This window comes from Sphaerotilus mobilis (assembly GCF_004216565.1).
Lineage (GTDB): Bacteria > Pseudomonadota > Gammaproteobacteria > Burkholderiales > Burkholderiaceae_C > Sphaerotilus > Sphaerotilus mobilis.
On sequence record NZ_SGWV01000007.1, the window covers coordinates 1,097,998 to 1,114,477 of the forward strand.

A 16,480-nucleotide genomic window follows, 5' to 3' on the forward strand; every position below is an offset into this window, starting at 1 on the left:
GTGGGATCGACCGTGAAGGCGCGGCTGCTAATCTGGCCCGACCTCATCGCCGGGAACACCCCATGAACGCCGTCGTGATCGAACATGTACCACTGGACCAGCTGCCCGAAGCCTGGCGAGCGCGGCTGGCACCGCATCAGGCCGAACGGGTCACCGTACGCATCGAGGCCGAGTTCGAATCACCAGACATGCCCGTGACGATGGAAGGCGACAGCGGGATCGACGATCCGGCCTTCGGCATCTGGCGTGACCGCGACGATTTGGCCGATGTAACGGCCCACGTTCGCGACCTGCGGACCGGCCGCTACGGCAGCGACGGCAGGCGCCGGACGTGACCCTGCTGGTCGACACCGACGTGCTGATCTGGCACCTGCGTGATCACGCCCAGGCCACGCACCGGCTTGACGGCCTCTCCCGCCTGACGATCTCGGCAGTGACTGAGATGGAGATACTTCAAGGCCTGCGCAACCGCCATGAATGGCAAGCACTGCGGCGAATGTTCGAGCGTCGATCGGCCCAGGTCATGCCGCTGTCGGCCGACATTTCCGCTGTGGCCCTGGAACTGATGAACAGCCTGACCTTGAGTCACGGCCTGCAGATGGCCGACGCGCTGATTGCGGCAACCGCCCGCGTGCATGGCCTGGCGGTTCTCACAGGCAATGTCCGGCATTTCTCGCCGGTGCCGTTACTGGCGATCGAACCCTTCGCGATCTGATCCTGGCCCGGGCCACTTCACCCCGCCCCACACCCCCCCGCCGGCACGCCCCAGTCCGACCCGATCGAGTCCTTCAAGGCCGCATCGACACCGCTCACGCCGACCCGCGCGGTGCCGATGCGGGACTCGATCGTCGTGATGCTGACGCGGCGGCTGGACAGGGTGCCGGTGGCGTCGATGTTGGGGATCCACCAAGCCAGCACACGCTGCTGGCCCGGGCGGGCTGGATCGGCGCTGACGAGGATCATCCAGAACCAGTCCGGCGTGGCGACGCCGTGCGAGACGGTGAACGCGTCGTTGGCCGGGTCGTTCGCCAGCACGCCGCCAACCACCTGGACCGGCGCGGTGTCGCGCCAGCATTCGGCGATGGCCTCGGCTTCGGCCCAGATGCCCTGGTTGAACGTGGACCGCTGCGGGACGATGTTGCTCATCAGGAAGGTCTGGGCGATCTGCGTGTCGCTGGCGTCCATGTGGTTGGCGGCAACCAGGTGGCCGCGCGCCCAGCCCGGGCCGTAGGCGCCTGCGCTGAGCTGGGCCGGACAGCCGGTTGGCAGCAAAGGGTCGACCCGCGTGAACTCGGTCGGGCGAGCGGCTTGACCCGTGTCAGACGTGAGCGTGTAGGCAAATCGCACGCCGAGGCGGTCGTCACAGTCGTAGCTCAGCTGATAGCCGACATGTACCAGCGTCACGAGTCGGTGGCTCGATGCCGTCTGACGAGGGGCATCAAAGGCGGAGATGCCGGCGTCCGGGCCCCCGTCGCCACAACTCGCCAGCAGGCCGAGGACGAGCAGGCCAGCGGCCCTGCTCATGGGGATGCGCCAGCTTGGGCGGGTCCATCGCATCGCATGTGCTCCTAGGTCGCGTCCTCGATCCCGTTCGGGGACGGCGCTGGCGACTTTGCCGGCTAAGCTGCGGCCGCCGTCCCCCCCGAAGGATCGAGCCCAACCGACATCAACCCGACGTGAGCGAGCAATCACCCGACGACCCGCCCTGGCGCGGCGGCTTGCCGCCTGGGCCCAACGTGGGCACCCAGCTGACCGCGTTGCGGCGGGCGCAGGCACGGCGCAAGGCGGCCGCCGCGCCAGCGAAGTCAGCGCACGCTCGCACCTCAGGCCCCGACAAGGCTGGCCCCGTCGCGCCCGATGCCGAAAGCTGGTTCAGCCAGCGCGGCTGGCAACCCTTTGCCTTCCAGCGCGAGGTGTGGGCTCACATGGCCGCCGGCCGCAGCGGCCTGCTGCATGCCACGACGGGTGCCGGCAAGACGTTGGCGGCGTGGTTTGGCGCCCTGGCGGTCTGCCGGGCCCGGCCGGAGCGGGTCGGGCGCAGCGGCCCGCGCATCCTGTGGATCACGCCGATGCGGGCGCTGGCGGCCGACACGACGCTGGCGCTGCAAGCGGCCTGCGACGGCCTCGGCATGGGCTGGACCGTCGCCATGCGCACCGGCGACACGGCGGCCAGCGAGAAGGCCCGCCAGCGCCAGCGCTGGCCGGCGGCGCTGGTGACGACGCCGGAAAGTCTCTGCCTGATGCTGGCGCTGGCCGACAGCTCGGCCGTGCTGGGCGACGTCGAGGTGCTGGTGGTCGACGAATGGCACGAGCTACTGGGCAACAAGCGCGGCACCCAGGTGATGCTGGCGCTGGCCCGGATGCGCCGACTCAACCCCGGCCTGCGGGTCTGGGGCCTGTCGGCCACGCTGGGCAACTTGGCCCTGGCGGCAGAGGCCCTGGCCGGGCCGGACGCGGTGACGGTGCAGGGCGCGCTGCCCAAGTCGCTGACGGTCGACACCTTGCTGCCCGACACGCTGGAACGTTTCCCCTGGGGTGGCCACCTGGGCCTGCGGCTGCGCGACGAGGTGGTGCGCGAGGTCGACGCCGCCGCGTCCTGCCTGGTCTTCACCAACACCCGCTCGCAGGCCGAGGTCTGGTATCAGGCGCTGCTCGAAGCCCGCCCGGACTGGGCCGGCCTGATCGCGCTGCACCACGGCTCGCTGGACCCCGCCGTGCGGCAGTGGGTCGAGTCCGGGCTGAAAAACGGCGCGCTCAAGGCGGTGGTCTGCACCAGCAGCCTGGACCTGGGCGTGGACTTCCTGCCGGTCGAACGTGTGCTGCAGATCGGCTCGCCCAAGGGCATCGCCCGGCTGCTGCAGCGCGCCGGGCGATCGGGCCATGCGCCGGGGCGACCGTCGCGCATCACCGTCGTGCCCACACATGCGCTGGAGATCCTGGAAGGCGCAGCGGCCCGCGAAGCCGCGCTGGCGCGCCGGATCGAGTCGCGCGAGCCGCCGCCCTGGCCGATCGACGTGCTGATCCAGCACCTGCTGACGCTGGCGGTTGGCGAAGGCTTCGACGCCGACGCGCTGTTCGACGAAGTCCGGCTGGCCTGGCCCTACCGCGACCTGGACCGCGAGACCTTCGACGGCTGTCTGGGCTTCACCGTGCATGGCGGCTTGGCGCTGGCGGCCTACCCGGAGCACCACCGCATCGCCCGTGACCCGGACGACGGGCTCTGGCGCGTGGCCCGGCGCGACGTGGCGCGGCGCCACCGCATGGCCATCGGCACCATCGTGTCGGACACCTCGATGACCGTGCAGTGGTTGAACGGCGGCCGGCTGGGCTCGATCGAGGAAGGTTTCCTGGCCAGCCTGCGCGAGGGCGACTGCTTCATCTTCAGCGGCCGGGTGCTGCAGCTGATCCGTGTGCGCGACCTGACCGCCTACGTCAAGCCGGCACCCAAGAACCAGGGCGCGGTGCCGACCTGGCAGGGCGGCAAGATGCCCTTGTCCAGCGAACTGGCCGACAGCGTGCTGGATCTGCTGGCGCGGGCCGAGCCGCTGCTGCCGGCCCTGACGGGCGCGGTCGACACGCCGGTGCCGGCCGATGTGCCGCCCGAACTCCGCGCCCTGGCCCCGTTGCTGGCGCTGCAGGCGCGCGAGTCGGCCTTGCCGCGCACGGGCAGGGTCGTCTTCGAGCTGCTAGAAACCGACGAGGGCCAGCACCTGTTCGGCTACCCGCTGGCCGGCCGCATGGTGCACATCGGCCTGGGCGCGCTGCTGGCCTGGCGGGCGGCGCGCGACCGGCCCGGCACCTTCAGCCTCTCGATGAACGACCACGGCTTCGAGCTGCTGTCGCGCACGCCGTTCGACTGGGCCACCCTGCTGGAGCCGGACGGGCCGGGCTCCAGCGCCCGCGGTCTGCTGTCGGCCGAGCGGCTCTTGCCCGACCTGCAACAGGCGCTCAACGCGACCGAGCTGTCGCAACGCCGTTTCCGCGAGATCGCGCGTGTCGCCGGCCTGGTCTTCACCGGCTACCCGGGTGCGCCACGCAGCACGCGGCAGGTGCAGGCCTCGTCGAGCCTGTTCTTCGACGTGTTCCGCAAGTTCGACCCGGGCAACCTGCTGCTGGCCCAGGCCGAGGCCGAGACCCTGGCGCAGGAGCTGGACGTCGAACGCCTGCAGCGCTGCCTGGCCCGGCTGGCGGCCGGCGAGCTGGTCATCACCCGGCCCCAGCGCCTGACACCGTTCGGCGTGCCGCTGATGCTCGAACGGCTGCGCGAGCGCATCAGCAATGAACCGCTGAACCAGCGGGTACAACGCCTGCTCGCGGAGCTGGAAGCCGCCGTGCAGGGCCGTCCGAGCGAGCCGGCCCCGGCGCTGCGCTCGCCGCGACGACGCGACACTCGCGGGCGATGACGTCCGCCCCCACCCCGCACCTCGACCACGTCCTGCCCGACGGCCGGCCCCTGACCCTGCTGCCCGAGCGCGCCGCCTACCTCGCCGACGCGGGGCTGCTGCTGGTGGCCGACGTGCACCTGGGCAAGGCGGCCAGCTTCCGGCGCCTGGGTGTGCCGGTGCCGGCCGGCACGACCGAGGCCAACCTGGCCCGGCTGGACGACCTGCTCGCGCGCTGGCCGGTGCGGCATCTGGCCGTGCTGGGTGACCTGCTGCATGCCGCCACCGGCCGGGCCCCGGCCACGATGGCGGCGATCCAGGCCTGGCGCGAGCGCCATGCCCACTTGCCGATCACGCTGGTGCGCGGCAACCACGACGACCACGCCGGCGACCCGCCGCCCGCGTTCGACATCGAGGTCGTCGACGAGCCACACACCTGTGCCGGCCTGGCGCTCTGTCATGACCCGAAGACCCGGGCATCCGGCTTCGCGCTGGCCGGCCACATCCACCCGGTCACACGCATCGGCCACGGGCTGGACAGCGTGCGCCTGCCCTGCTTCCACGCCAGCGCCACGGTGCTGGTGTTGCCGGCCTTCGGCGAGTTCACCGGCGGGCAGGTGATCCGGCGCCTGAGCGGTGACCAGCTCTATGGCACGACCGGCGAGCGGGTCTACCGGCTCTGACGTGCCAGCCGCTCCGCGTCCAGTTCGGATGGGTCCCCGGCCCGCAAGGCGGTGGCCCATTCCTCCGGCAACAGGGTGCAGACCTTGTCGATGAACAGCGCCGCTCGCTGCGCATGGCAACGCTCGGTCAGCACATGCTCGCAAAGCCGCAGCCAAGGCAACAGGTCGGCCTCGACGGTGACCGCGCGGGCGGCTTCGCGCAGCAGCACGTCATCGCGGGCCAGCATGCGGCCGAGCAGGTCCAGCGCATAGAGCTTGGCACCGGCCACGCTGCGATTGCCCGCTGGGCGCTGGGGCGGCGCATCCGCCGCCCGATTCAGCCAGTGCAGCAGGCCCGCCTCGGTCAGCGCCTGCAGGTCGCCCATGCCCAGTTGCAGCGCCGCCATGGCCGGCCGCAACTCGGCCACCGAGCGACGGCCGTCGACCATGATCAGCAGCGACCGGCGCGCGCGCGTGATCGGGCCGCTGTGGTCGCTCAAGAGCCGGCGGCAGGCGGTCGTCTTGACGGGAACGTGGTGATCGAGCACGGGGGCGCGGTGGAAGGTCCTTGAGGCGGCGCCGACGCTAGCCGGCCCACATGACAAGGGCATGCCCATCGTGAGATCCGCCACACCGGCCCGATCGGCAGGGACTTGGTCGGCATCGGACGGGCGCGCCGCGTCGCCCTTGCCACAATCGCCCGATCGGCCACCGTGCCTCCTTCGAGCCCGCCCACGCCCATGGACACCCGCACCGACCCGATCCGCCAGCGCCTGGCCGAATTGCGCATCGCCCTGCACCACCACGGCCTGGCCGCCGTGCTGGTGCCGTCCTCGGACCCCCACCTGTCGGAATACCTGCCCGAACGCTGGCAAGGCCGCGTGCGCTACAGCGGCTTCACCGGCTCGATGGGCACGCTGATCGTCACGGCCGAGCAGGCGGCGGTGTTTGCCGACAGCCGTTACTGGGTCCAGGCCGAGGTCGAACTGGCGGGCACCGGCGTCGAGCTGGTCAAGATCCCCAGCGGCGCCGTGTCCCACCAGATCCAGTGGCTGACCGGCCATGTCCAGGCCGGCCAAAGCCTGGCCGTCGACGGCGCGGTGATGGGCCTGGCGGCCGCCAAGGCACTGGCCGAGGCGCTGGCACCCCATGGCATCGGGCTGCGCACCGATGTCGACCTGCTGGCCGAGGCCTGGGCCGACCGCCCGGCGCTGCCGCAGGCGCCGGTCTATGAACACCGCCCGCCCGAAGCCGTCGTCGGCCGGGCCGACAAGCTGGCCCAGGTCCGCGCGGCGATGCAGTCGCACGGGGCGACGCACCACTTTGTCTCCACCGTTGACGACATCGCCTGGATCACCAACCTGCGCGGCGCGGACGTCGACTACAACCCGGTCTTCCTGGCCCACCTGCTGATCCCGGCCGGCGGCGCGGCGACGCTGTTCGTCGGCGCCGGCAAGGTCGACGCCGCGCTCGCCGCCACGCTCGCCAGTGACGGCCTGGTGCTGGCGCCCTACGACGCCGCCGCCGCCGCCCTGGCGGCGCTGCCGGCCGAGGCCAAGCTGCTGCTGGACCCGCGCCGCATCACGTTGGGCTTCCGCGAGGCGGTCGCGGCCGGCGTGCAGGTGATCGAGGCGATCAACCCCAGCACGCTGGCCAAGAGCCGCAAGACCGCTGCCGAGGCCGCCCACATCCGTCAGGCGATGGAGGCCGACGGTGCCGCGATGTGTGCCTTCTATGCCCGCTTCGAAGCCGCGCTCGGCCGCGAGGCGATCAGCGAGATCACGGTCGATGAGTGGCTCAGTGCCGAACGGGCCAAGCAGCCCGGCTTCGTCAGCCTGAGCTTCCCGACCATCGCCGGCTTCAACGCCAACGGCGCGATGCCGCACTACCGCGCCACGGCCGAGTCACATGCGCCGATCTCGACGCCGGACGGCCTGGTCGCCGAAGGACTGCTGCTGATCGACTCGGGCGCGCAGTACCTGGGCGGCACCACCGACATCACCCGGGTCTGGCCGATCGGCATGGCCAGCGCGGCCCAGAAGGCCGACTACACGCGCGTGCTCAAGGGCACGATCGCGTTGTCACGCACCCGCTACCCGCTCGGCACGCTGTCGCCGATGCTGGACGCGATCGCGCGGGCGCCGCTGTGGGAGGCCGGCCTGAACTACGGCCACGGCACCGGTCACGGCGTGGGTTATTTCCTCAACGTGCATGAGGGCCCGCAGAGCATCTCGCCGGCCATTCCCGAACCGCAGATGGCGATGCAGCCGGGCATGATCACCTCGATCGAGCCCGGCCTGTACCGGCCCGGCCAGTGGGGCGTGCGCATCGAGAACCTGGTGATGAACGTGCCCGCAGCGCTGCACGAGGGTTTTGGCGACTTCCTTGCGTTCGAGACCCTGACGCTCTGCCCGATCGACACCCGCTGCATCGACCCGGCGCTGCTGCGCCCGGACGAACGCGCCTGGCTCAACAGCTATCACGCCGAGGTCCGCGCCCGCCTGTCGCCGCGGGTCGAGGGTGATGCGCTGGACTGGCTGATGCGGCGGACCGAGCCGATCTGAGTCGGGGTCGCTGGCGCGCAGCCAGCGCGGGCTTCAGCGGCCCGACGCCCCCGCGTCAGAAGTTCTTCCAGTCACTCCCCGCCGGCGGCTCGTTGCCCTTGCGGCGGCTCTTGCGGCTGGCCTTGACCTTCGGATCAGCGACCGGCGTGCCGGTCGGCGGAAGTTCGTCCAGACCACCGGGCAAGGTGTCGCCACGCGAGGTGGTGCGGGCGCTGTGGATGGCGGTGTGGGCCGTCCATGCCGCTTCCTGGGTCTGCTGCAGCAGGCGGAAGGCGGCGACCACCTTCTGCAGGCGCTCGGCCTGGTCGCGCAGCGCATCGGCCGCGCTGGCGCTCTGTTCGACCAGCGTGGCGTTCTGGCGGGTCAGCTGGTCGAGCTGGCGCACCGAGCGGTCGGCCTCGCGCAGCGTCTCGGGGCTGTGGGCCTCGGTGTTGCCACCGATCTGGCCGACCAGGTCGGTCACGCTCTGGACCGACGAGACCAGCGCGTCCATCGTCACGCCGGCATCCCTGACCAGCCGGTTGCTGGCTTCGGCCTGATCCAGCGAGGCGTTGATCAGCCCCTTGATCTCGCGCGCCGCACTGGCCGCGCGCTGGGCCAGCCCACGCACCTCGCCCGCGACGGCGCCGTGGTTGCCCGATCCGCCGTCATGACCCGCACGGGCCGCCTGCACGGCGGCGTTCAGCGCCAGCAGATTGGTCTGGAAGGCGATGCCGTCGATGGTGGCCAGGATCTCGTTGATCTTGCGGCTCGAGGTCGAGATGTCCTCCATGTTGGAGACCACCTGGGTGACGACCTCGCTGCCGCGCTCGGCCACGTCCACGGCGTGGCTGACCAGCGTCTGGGCGTCGGTGCTGCCGGCCGCGTCGTCGCTGGCCTCGTTCGCGAGCAGGGGATCCACCGGGTGTTGGCTGGACTGGACCCGCTGCAGCAAGGCCTGCAAGGCGACGTCCGTAGCCGGCGTCGGCGCTGCGGCGGCGGTCGGCTCGGCACCGTCGAACTGAGGTTCCTGCCGGACCCGCTCAGCGCCGGCAACCGGCAGTGGTGCGGCCACCAGCGCGGACAGGGGGGCGGACAGGGGGGCGGACAGCGGGGCGGACTCCTGGGCAGACAGCGAGGCAGACACCGGCGCGGTCGTGCGCGGCGCCTCCGACTCCTGCAGGCGACCCGGCACCGCCACGGAGGGCCGTTGGAGCGGCGGCTGGGTCAGGTCGACGGACTGGGCACGCAAACGCTGTTGCAGGCCGCGCATCGCGTGCTGCATGCGGTCGAGTTCGTCGCCGCGCACCGCCAGGTCGGCCTGCGCACCCTGCGCCAGCTTCTCAGCCATGCGCACGGCCTGACGGACGGGCTGGCGCACGCTGCGCACCAGCAGCCAGGACAAGAGACTGCCCAGCACCAAGCCGATGAGCAGCAGCGCCGAGAGCTGCTGGCGCACGTTCTGGTGCGATGCGCGGTGTGCCACCAGCGCTGCTTCGGCATCTTCGGTGACGTGGCGAATCAGGGTCTGGGTCTGCTGCTGCCAGAGCGATTCGGCCGGGCGCAGCTGTACCAGCGCCGTCGTCAGGCCGTCACGGCTCGGGCCGGTCGCCTGGCGACCCTGCCGCGTCAAGGCATCCAGACGCGGCCGCACCGCCGTGGCCGCCGCGCTCCAGGCGTCGAGCAGACCGAGGCTGGCGCCGTCCCAGTCCAGCGCACGCAAGCGACGCTCCAGCTCGTCGACGCGGGCCAGCTGCTGGTTCAGCAGGCGCTGTTCCTGCGTCTGCGACAGCGCATCGTCGGCCAGCACCAGGTTGCGGGCGTGGACCGACACGCGGTCGATGCCCGACTGCAGCGACAGCACCAGCTCGACGCGGTCGAGGTGACGGGTCTGCGCCAGTTCGGTCTCGCGCTGCAGGCCGCCGAGGTCATGGAGGGCCACCCCGCCCACGATGGCCAGGGCCAGCAGCAGCGCCGCATAGCCCAGCGCCAGACGCCGCGCCACGCCCTGCGTGAAGCGCTGGAAGAAGGACAAGGCAGTGTTGGACATGGCAGAGGAGGCGACGGCAGCGCAGCGGTGTGGGATGTCCGCCATTCTTCGCACGCACGCCGTTCCGACAAGCCACGACTTGCGGGATGCCGCACCAGCAAATGCATCCGCAATCGCGCAGACCACGCAGACCGCGAAGAAGGCGCAGACCGCGCAAGCGCCACCCCGGGTTCCGGGCGCCCGTCACGGTCAGGCTGACCGACGGTCCGGTCCCAGGATGCCACCGCCGGCGCGCGCCGCGATCAATAAATCCAAGCGATGCGGGCAAGCCGGTTGCCTGAGCGCCACCGCCGCATCCGGCGCCGCCGCCGAGGCGTTCAGCCGCCGCTGACCGCGCGGACCACGCGGGCGTCGAGCGCCTCGCCCAGCTCGTCGTGCAGGTCCTGCAGATGGCGCCGTGCCAGCGCATCCCAGCCCTTGGCCTGCAGGCTGCGGCGCAGGCTGGCGTGCAGTTCGCGGGCCTGCACGCGCAGCTGGCTGCGCAGCTCGGCGCGCTGGCCGGGTGCCGCGCGCAGCAGCGCGCCGGCCAAGCGGCTGGCGTGTTCGCGCTGCAGGTCGCGGCGCAGGGGCTCGATCCGGCCAGCCTCGGGCCGCGCCAGTTCGGCCCAGACCTCCGTGCGGACCCGTTCGAGCAGCTCGGTCAGCGTCAACACCTCGTCGGCCGTGCGGGCCTTGCCCTGCTGGTCGAGCAGGCGCTGGGCCAAGCCGTCGCTCATCAGCTGGTTGAGCACGCTGCGCTGCAGGCCGCCCAGCACCTGTTCGGGCTGGAACTCGGTGTTGACGGGACTGCGCCCGAGGTTCTCGGCCCGGTCGAAGTAATCGGGCGCGAGCCGGCGCTGCAGGGCGGCCGACACCGCCAGGCCGCGGGTCGACAGCACCTCGCGGGCGAGCAGGTCCAGCGCGGCACGTTGCGGGGCCGCCGGCAAGGGCTGCAGCGGATCACGCCCGCTGCCGGCGCGGTCACGCAGCGTCACCACGCCGCCGATCTGGCGCAGCGCGATGCCGGTCGCCCCGCCGATGTCGAGAAGGGCGTAGGAGACGCGGCGGCGCAGCCGGGCGTATTCGTCGCCGTCGGCCAGGGTCTGGCGCTCGGCCCGTGAGATCAGGTCACGGGCGATCGCCAGGCGCTTGCTGACATGGGCCAGCGGGTCGCTGCCCAGGTCGAACTGCAGCACCTGCGGATCAAGCCCCAGCAGGGCGTCTTCGTCGGTGCCGAAAGCCAGCTCGGGCTCGGCGCTGCGGCCGGCGATGCGGGCCAGTTCGGCGCGCTCGTCGGCCGGATCGAGGGGCCGGTAGGCGTATTCGATGGCCCAGAAATCGTAGGCGCCAAGCTGCTGCTGGTAGGCCGCCGGTGCGGGCGCGCCCGGGCTGGGCAGGTTGGCGGCGACGTAGTCCATCACCGAGCCGGTCAGCGGGTTCTCGCGCGACCAGACCGGATCGGCCAGCCGCGTCGGATCCACCACCTGAGAGGCCCGGAAGTTGTGCCGCAGACCCAGGGTGTGGCCGACCTCGTGCATCACCAGGTTCTTCAGATAGGACCGCACCAGCGCCTCGGCGGCGGCCTCGGTGGCGTCGTCGTCGGTGTCGTTGTCGTTGTCGGTGTTGGACGCACCGAACTCGGCGGCCAGCTGTTCGAGCGCGTAGCCCAGCTGGGCCGCGCCCCGTTCGGCGGCGGCGCACGCCAGGTCCGGCGCACCCAGTGCCGCCTGCAGCGCCGAGGCGGGGGCCAGCGGACCGGCGGCGGCCGGCCGGCTGCCGTCTGGGCCGGCCGCGCCGACCTGCAGCACGGTCGACCAGTCGGTCTGGCCACCCTCGGCCAGGATCTGGCGCCGCAACAGGCGCTGGAAGCGCAGCGAATTGCCCTCGAAGGCGATGTCGGCATCGAGGATCTCGCCGCTGCGCGGGTCGACGTGGGACGGGCCGATGCCGGCCAGGCCAGGCTGGGCGCTGAGCATCCAGCGCACCGAGGCGATGCCGGCATCGAGTGTGTCAAAGCGCGCGTCATCGGGCTGGACCCGCACCTCGATCGCGTTCTTGAAGCCGATGCGCTCGAACGCGGTGTTCCATTCGAGGATGCCGTCGCTGATGACCGAGCGGTACTTCAGCGGCACGTTGCGGTCGATCCAGTAGGTGATCGGCTTGACCGGTTCGGACAGCGCGGCGGCCGGCTCCTTCTTCTCCAGCCGCCACCGGTTGACGTGGCGCAGCTTGGCGTTGCGCGCCAGGTCGTCGCTGTGGTCCTGGACGACGGTGGTGAAGTGACCGATGCGCTGGTCGGCCGGCCTGGGCCGCATCGGCTCGGCCGGCAAGCGGGTCAGCGAGTAATGCAGGCGCACGAACAGGCTGCGCGGGTCGGGCAGCGTGGACGGCAAGGACGGCGCCACCGCGCCGGGCGGGCCACCGGGCTGGGGGAAGGCCAGGTTGGGTGCGGCGTAGTGGTTCTGCAGCTCGAACACCAGCAGCTCGGGCGACACCCGCACCGAGGTGATGGCCGAGTTGCGGCCGTCGTAGCCGTAGCTCTGCCGGTAGCTGCGCTGCAAGGCGCTGGCCAGGCCGGGCCAGTCGCCCATCACCAACGCGGCAGCGTCGATCAGCACGGTCTTGCGCTCGGGGTGCGGCGCGCTGGCCACCGGCGTGCTGGCGATCAGGCTGGGCGAGAAGGCGGCGGCGACCGCCCGCGCCTCGGGCGTGCCGCTGCGCGCGACATGGTCGGCGTTGCGCTCGATCAGCTGGACCTGGTTGTGGATGCGACGGAACTCGACCCAGGCGCCGCTGCCCAGCATCAGCCCGCCCGCCAGACGGCCTTCTCCGATGCCGCTGGCAATCTTGGGCGACAGGAAGAAGGGCACGTTGAGGTCGGCCTCGGCCAGCTCGATCCAGACCTTGTCCTCCCGTTGCCAGACCGGCAGCAGGCCCTCGCTGCGGCGGGCGTCCTTGATGACGGTGGCAAAGGCCGGCGGCGCGCCGGGTGCCGGCGCTGCGGCAGGTGCGGCGGGGGCTGCGGGGGCGGCCGCCGCGTTGGCCGAAGTCGCCGATCCGGCCGCTCCCGCAGATCCCGCAGATCCCGCCTGTGGGGCGGGCTTGGGCGCTGCAGCCGCTGCGGCCGGCATGGCCGCCGGATCGCCCTTCTCGCCGGTCTGCGCACAGGCCGCCAACAGCGTCAGCAGGGACAGGGACAAGAAGCGGGCGGCGGGTGCGGCGTTCGGGCGTGGCGGCATTGTGGCGGTGACAGTGGTTGTTCGGGCCGGGGCGGCCTCAGGCGCGGAACTTCGAGGTGATCGGGTAGCGCCAGTCGCGGCCAAAGCCGCGGTGGGTGATGCGCAGCCCGATCGGCGCCTGGCGGCGCTTGTATTCGTTGAACTTGATCAGCCGCGTCACCCGCTCGACGTCGGCGGCGGCATAGCCGGCGGCGACGATCTGTTCGAGCGAGCGGTCCTCTTCCATGTACATCGCCAGGATGGCGTCCAGCACCTCGTAGGGCGGCAGGCTGTCCTGGTCGGTCTGGTCGGGCCGCAGCTCGGCCGAAGGCGGCCGGGTGATGATGCGTTCGGGGATCACCGGCGCGTCGCCCTGCCGGTTGCGCCACTCGGCGAGGCGGTAGACCAGCGTCTTGGCGACGTCCTTGATGACCGCGTAGCCGCCGGCCATGTCGCCATAGAGCGTGCAGTAGCCGGTCGCCATTTCGCTCTTGTTGCCGGTGGTCAGCACGATGGCGCCGAACTTGTTGGACAGCGCCATCAGCAGCGTGCCGCGGATGCGGGCCTGGATGTTCTCCTCGGTCGCGTCCTCGGGCCGGCCCTCGAACAGCGGATCGAGCGTGGCGCGGAAGGCGTCGAACATCGGCACGATGCTGATCTCGTCATGGCGCACCTGCAGGCGATCGGCCATGTCGCGCGCATCGACCCAGGAGATCTCCGCCGTGTACGGGCTGGGCATCATGACCGTGCGGATGCGCTCGGCGCCGATCGCGTCGACCGCGATGGCCAGCACCAACGCCGAGTCGATGCCGCCGGACAGGCCGATCAGCGCGCCGGGGAAACCGTTCTTGCCGATGTAGTCGCGCACGCCGGTCACCAGCGCGCCCCAGGCCTGCGCCTCCAGTTCGGGCAGCTCGACGACCGGGCCGCTGACCGCGCCGCCGGGCAGCAGGTTCACCAGCAGGTTGGCGTCCTCGAACATCGGCGCGCGGGCGGCCAGCACGCCTTGTGCGTCAACCGCGAAGGACGCGCCGTCGAAAGCCACCTCGTCCTGCGCACCAACCAGATGCGCATAGAGCAGCGGCAGGCCGGTGCGGCGCGCCAGATCGGCCATGCGGCCTTCGCGCTCGGCCGGCTTGCCCAGGTGGAAGGGCGAGGCATTGAGCACCAGCAGCGCATCGGCACCGGCGGCCTGCGCGGCGTCGGCGGGCTCATCGAACCAGGCGTCCTCGCAGATCAGCAGCCCGAGCCGGCGCCCGCCGACCTCGATCACCACGGGCGCCAGACCGGCATCACGGCCGCTGACGAAGTAGCGGCGCTCGTCGAAGACCTGGTAGTTGGGCAGCTCGCGCTTGGCGTAGCTGGCGATGACCTCGCCGCCGTGCAGCACCGAGGCCATGTTCAGGCAGCCCTGCAGGGCCCAGGAGCGCGTGCGAACATGGCCCGGATGGCCGGCCAGTTCACGCCTCAGATCACGCGGATGGCCGACCACCACGTGCAGGTCGCCCAGGTCGGCCAGCGCGGCGGCGAGCTCGCCCAGGGCGGTCTCGCAGGCGTCGAGGAAGGCCGGGCGCAGCAGCAGGTCCTCGGGCGGGTAGCCACACAGCGCCAGCTCCGGCGCCACGGCCACCCGGGCCCCGGCGGCATGCGCGGCGCGGGCCGCCTCGGCGATGCGGCGCACGTTGCCGGCGAGGTCGCCCACGGTCGGATTGAGTTGCAGCAGCGCCACCGGCAGGCCGGCGGCGGACGACACGGAGGTCGGTGAAGACATGGACAGCGGTGCGGAAGATCGCGGCAGCAGGGGTGTTGGGCATGGTAGCGGCGCGCCCCTGCCCGACGGGGAGGCGGGACACAACCCAGGCGACGTCCCGGCCGGCGTCGAGACCTGGTCCTGGCACGCCCACACCGGCCTGGACGAGCTGGACGGCGCTGAATGGGACGCCCTGCTGGCGCAGACCGGTCAGCCCACGCCCTTCCTGCGCCACGCCTTCCTGAGTGCGATGGTCGACAGCGCCAGCGCCTGCGCCGACACCGGCTGGCAGCCCTTCGTACTGGCCGCCCGCGATCGCGCTGGCGCGCTGCAGGCGGCGGCGATGCTCTGGCTCAAGCGCCATTCCTACGGCGAGTACGTGTTCGACTGGGCCTGGGCCGACGCCTGGGAGCGCGCGGGCGGTCGTTACTACCCCAAGATGCTGGGCGCGGTGCCCTTCACGCCCGTGCCCGGCACCCGCCTGCTGGCCCGCGACGACGCCGGCCGCACGCGGCTGCTGCACGTCATGCAGCAGCAGATGCGGGCGATGGGCCTGTCATCGGCCCACATCCTGTTCATGGACGAGGCCGACCGCCGCTGCGCCGAAGCGGCCGGCTGGCTGATGCGCCGCACGGTCCAGTTCCACTGGGAGAACCGCCAGCCACAGCCCTATGCCGACATGGCCGACTTCCTGGCCAGCTTGCAGCGCGACAAGCGCAAGAAGGTCCAGCAAGAACGCCGCTATGTGCGCGAGGCCGGCGTGACGATGCACTGCCTTGTCGGCCGCGAGATCAACGAGGCCGACTGGGACCACTTCCACCACTGCTACACGCTGACCTACCAGGCCCACCACAGCACGCCCTACCTGAGCCGCGACTTCTTCGCCCGCATGGCGCGCGACATGCCCGAGCACTGGCTGATGGTCGTGGGCTCACGCGCGGGCGTGCCGATCGCCCGCTCGCTGATCGCCCTGGACCCCGAACGCCGCGTCGCCTGGGGCCGCTACTGGGGCGCCACCGAGCCGGTGCGCTGCCTGCACTTCGAGGCCTGCTACCACGCCCCGCTGGAATGGTGCATCGCCCACGGCTGGCAACGCTTCGAGGGTGGCGCCCAAGGCGAACACAAGATGGCGCGCGGCCTGCTGCCGGTCACCACCTGGTCAGCCCACACCCTGGCCGACGCCGGCTTCCACGACGCCGTCGCACGCCACCTGGCGCGCGAGGGCGCGGGCATCGATGCCTATGTGGATGAGCTGGCGGAGCACAGTCCGTTCAAGGCGGGGCAAGTGCTTCAGTAGCCTGCTTCCTTCTGGTGCCGCACGGCCAGAATCGTGGCGACATCAGCGAGCGCGTCGACGTGATAGCGGACAAGGTAGCCGCTGTCACCGAAGTCGATGATCCATTCCCGAAAGTCGTCGGGCATGTCTTCGATGAGACGGCCCAGTCCAGGCTGCTGAGCCAGCACCTTGACGCCCCCTCGAATGGACTTCACTGCCCGTTGTGCCGCGTCGGGATTCTTGAGGGCGAGAAACCGATAGAGGCGCTGCACGTCAAGCAGCGCCGCAGGCGACCAGATCAGACGTGACATGGCGGAGGGTCGACGTCATCGCCTTGTTCGAGCCTGGCCATCCAGGCGTCGGCCTCTTCGGCGTTCACGTGCTGCCCTGTGGCTCGGTACGCCTCCCAGGCCTTGAGGGTGTCCTGACGGAAGGCCTCACGCTTTTCCTCCCGATCCACATACTGGGTGATCGCCTCGCGCATCAGCCAGTGGGACGTGCGGTGTCGCGCTTCGGCCAAGCGCTTCAGGCGGCCCTTGGTGTCGTCGTCAAGTTTGATCGCCATGGGGCGAACGGCTGAAGCGGTCATGTCGGCGCCACGTTGAGTATCACTAGGTACT

The 16,480-nt window shown here is 71.4% G+C and carries 13 protein-coding genes; 6 read left to right on the forward strand and 7 right to left on the reverse strand.

Features of this window, described 5'->3' with window-relative positions:
- Nucleotides 1-62: 62 nt before the first annotated feature.
- Together EV685_RS05135 and EV685_RS05140 are read left to right on the forward strand one after the other, a co-directional pair.
- Nucleotides 63-335: a hypothetical protein gene (locus EV685_RS05135; RefSeq protein ID WP_130480851.1), complete on the forward strand. Its 273-nt coding sequence runs from the start codon at nt 63-65 to the stop codon at nt 333-335.
- Nucleotides 332-715 carry a type II toxin-antitoxin system VapC family toxin gene (locus EV685_RS05140; RefSeq protein ID WP_207224758.1) on the forward strand — a complete coding sequence of 128 codons (384 nt, stop codon included), beginning with the start codon at nt 332-334 and terminating at the stop codon, nt 713-715. The genes EV685_RS05135 and EV685_RS05140 overlap by 4 nt, the downstream gene beginning before the upstream one ends.
- Before the next feature lie 17 nt (nt 716-732).
- On the opposite strand, the gene EV685_RS05145 is transcribed toward EV685_RS05140, so the two are convergent.
- Entirely contained in the window at nt 733-1,557 is an 825-nt protein-coding gene (locus EV685_RS05145) for a DNA/RNA non-specific endonuclease (protein ID WP_130480852.1), read from the reverse strand.
- A 119-nt stretch (nt 1,558-1,676) separates the two neighbouring features.
- Here EV685_RS05145 and EV685_RS05150 point away from each other — a divergent pair, with 119 nt between their 5' ends.
- Nucleotides 1,677-4,403, forward strand: a complete 2,727-nt coding sequence (locus tag EV685_RS05150; RefSeq protein ID WP_242615426.1) for a ligase-associated DNA damage response DEXH box helicase — start codon at nt 1,677-1,679, stop codon at nt 4,401-4,403.
- Nucleotides 4,400-5,065 carry a ligase-associated DNA damage response endonuclease PdeM gene (gene pdeM, locus EV685_RS05155; protein ID WP_130480854.1) on the forward strand — a complete coding sequence of 222 codons (666 nt, stop codon included), beginning with the start codon at nt 4,400-4,402 and terminating at the stop codon, nt 5,063-5,065. Before EV685_RS05150 ends, pdeM begins: the two co-directional genes overlap by 4 nt.
- Here pdeM and EV685_RS05160 read toward each other — a convergent pair.
- Entirely contained in the window at nt 5,053-5,592 is a 540-nt protein-coding gene (locus EV685_RS05160; protein WP_130480855.1) for a hypothetical protein, read from the reverse strand. The two genes, pdeM and EV685_RS05160, sit on opposite strands and share 13 nt — an antisense overlap.
- Before the next feature lie 192 nt (nt 5,593-5,784).
- Here EV685_RS05160 and EV685_RS05165 point away from each other — a divergent pair, with 192 nt between their 5' ends.
- Complete coding sequence (locus tag EV685_RS05165; protein WP_130480856.1) at nt 5,785-7,608, forward strand: aminopeptidase P family protein; 1,824 nt, start codon at nt 5,785-5,787, stop codon at nt 7,606-7,608.
- A gap of 55 nt (nt 7,609-7,663) precedes the next feature.
- On the opposite strand, the gene EV685_RS05170 is transcribed toward EV685_RS05165, so the two are convergent.
- From EV685_RS05170 to EV685_RS05180, 3 genes are all read right to left on the reverse strand, one after another.
- Complete coding sequence (locus EV685_RS05170) at nt 7,664-9,637, reverse strand: methyl-accepting chemotaxis protein (RefSeq protein WP_165396714.1); 1,974 nt, start codon at nt 9,635-9,637, stop codon at nt 7,664-7,666.
- A gap of 317 nt (nt 9,638-9,954) precedes the next feature.
- The gene (locus EV685_RS05175; RefSeq protein WP_242615427.1) at nt 9,955-12,816 is read right to left on the reverse strand and encodes a zinc-dependent metalloprotease; all 2,862 of its coding nucleotides are present in this window, start codon (nt 12,814-12,816) and stop codon (nt 9,955-9,957) included.
- Nucleotides 12,817-12,892: 76 nt separating this feature from the next.
- Entirely contained in the window at nt 12,893-14,605 is a 1,713-nt protein-coding gene (locus EV685_RS05180) for an NAD+ synthase (protein WP_130480859.1), read from the reverse strand.
- Between EV685_RS05180 and EV685_RS05185 the strand changes: the two genes are divergently transcribed.
- Nucleotides 14,604-15,881 carry a GNAT family N-acetyltransferase gene (locus EV685_RS05185; RefSeq protein WP_130480860.1) on the forward strand — a complete coding sequence of 426 codons (1,278 nt, stop codon included), beginning with the start codon at nt 14,604-14,606 and terminating at the stop codon, nt 15,879-15,881. The genes EV685_RS05180 and EV685_RS05185 overlap by 2 nt on opposite strands.
- On the opposite strand, the gene EV685_RS05190 is transcribed toward EV685_RS05185, so the two are convergent.
- Together EV685_RS05190 and EV685_RS05195 are read right to left on the reverse strand one after the other, a co-directional pair.
- Nucleotides 15,875-16,171, reverse strand: a complete 297-nt coding sequence (locus EV685_RS05190; protein WP_130480861.1) for a type II toxin-antitoxin system RelE/ParE family toxin — start codon at nt 16,169-16,171, stop codon at nt 15,875-15,877. The two genes, EV685_RS05185 and EV685_RS05190, sit on opposite strands and share 7 nt — an antisense overlap.
- Complete coding sequence (locus EV685_RS05195) at nt 16,159-16,449, reverse strand: CopG family ribbon-helix-helix protein (protein WP_130480862.1); 291 nt, start codon at nt 16,447-16,449, stop codon at nt 16,159-16,161. The genes EV685_RS05190 and EV685_RS05195 overlap by 13 nt, the downstream gene beginning before the upstream one ends.
- Nucleotides 16,450-16,480 lie beyond the last annotated feature (31 nt).

What these genes read in the sequence shown, in the direction of transcription:
- EV685_RS05190 (WP_130480861.1), bottom strand. Translation starts at nt 16,171, where the DNA reads ATGTCACGTCTGATCTGGTCGCCTGCGGCGCTGCTTGACGTGCAGCGC.
- EV685_RS05165 (WP_130480856.1), top strand. Translation starts at nt 5,785, where the DNA reads ATGGACACCCGCACCGACCCGATCCGCCAGCGCCTGGCCGAATTGCGC.
- EV685_RS05170 (WP_165396714.1), bottom strand. Translation starts at nt 9,637, where the DNA reads ATGTCCAACACTGCCTTGTCCTTCTTCCAGCGCTTCACGCAGGGCGTG.
- EV685_RS05145 (WP_130480852.1), bottom strand. Translation starts at nt 1,557, where the DNA reads ATGCGATGGACCCGCCCAAGCTGGCGCATCCCCATGAGCAGGGCCGCT.
- EV685_RS05135 (WP_130480851.1), top strand. Translation starts at nt 63, where the DNA reads ATGAACGCCGTCGTGATCGAACATGTACCACTGGACCAGCTGCCCGAA.
- EV685_RS05180 (WP_130480859.1), bottom strand. Translation starts at nt 14,605, where the DNA reads ATGTCTTCACCGACCTCCGTGTCGTCCGCCGCCGGCCTGCCGGTGGCG.
- pdeM (WP_130480854.1), top strand. Translation starts at nt 4,400, where the DNA reads ATGACGTCCGCCCCCACCCCGCACCTCGACCACGTCCTGCCCGACGGC.
- EV685_RS05185 (WP_130480860.1), top strand. Translation starts at nt 14,604, where the DNA reads ATGGACAGCGGTGCGGAAGATCGCGGCAGCAGGGGTGTTGGGCATGGT.
- EV685_RS05195 (WP_130480862.1), bottom strand. Translation starts at nt 16,449, where the DNA reads ATGACCGCTTCAGCCGTTCGCCCCATGGCGATCAAACTTGACGACGAC.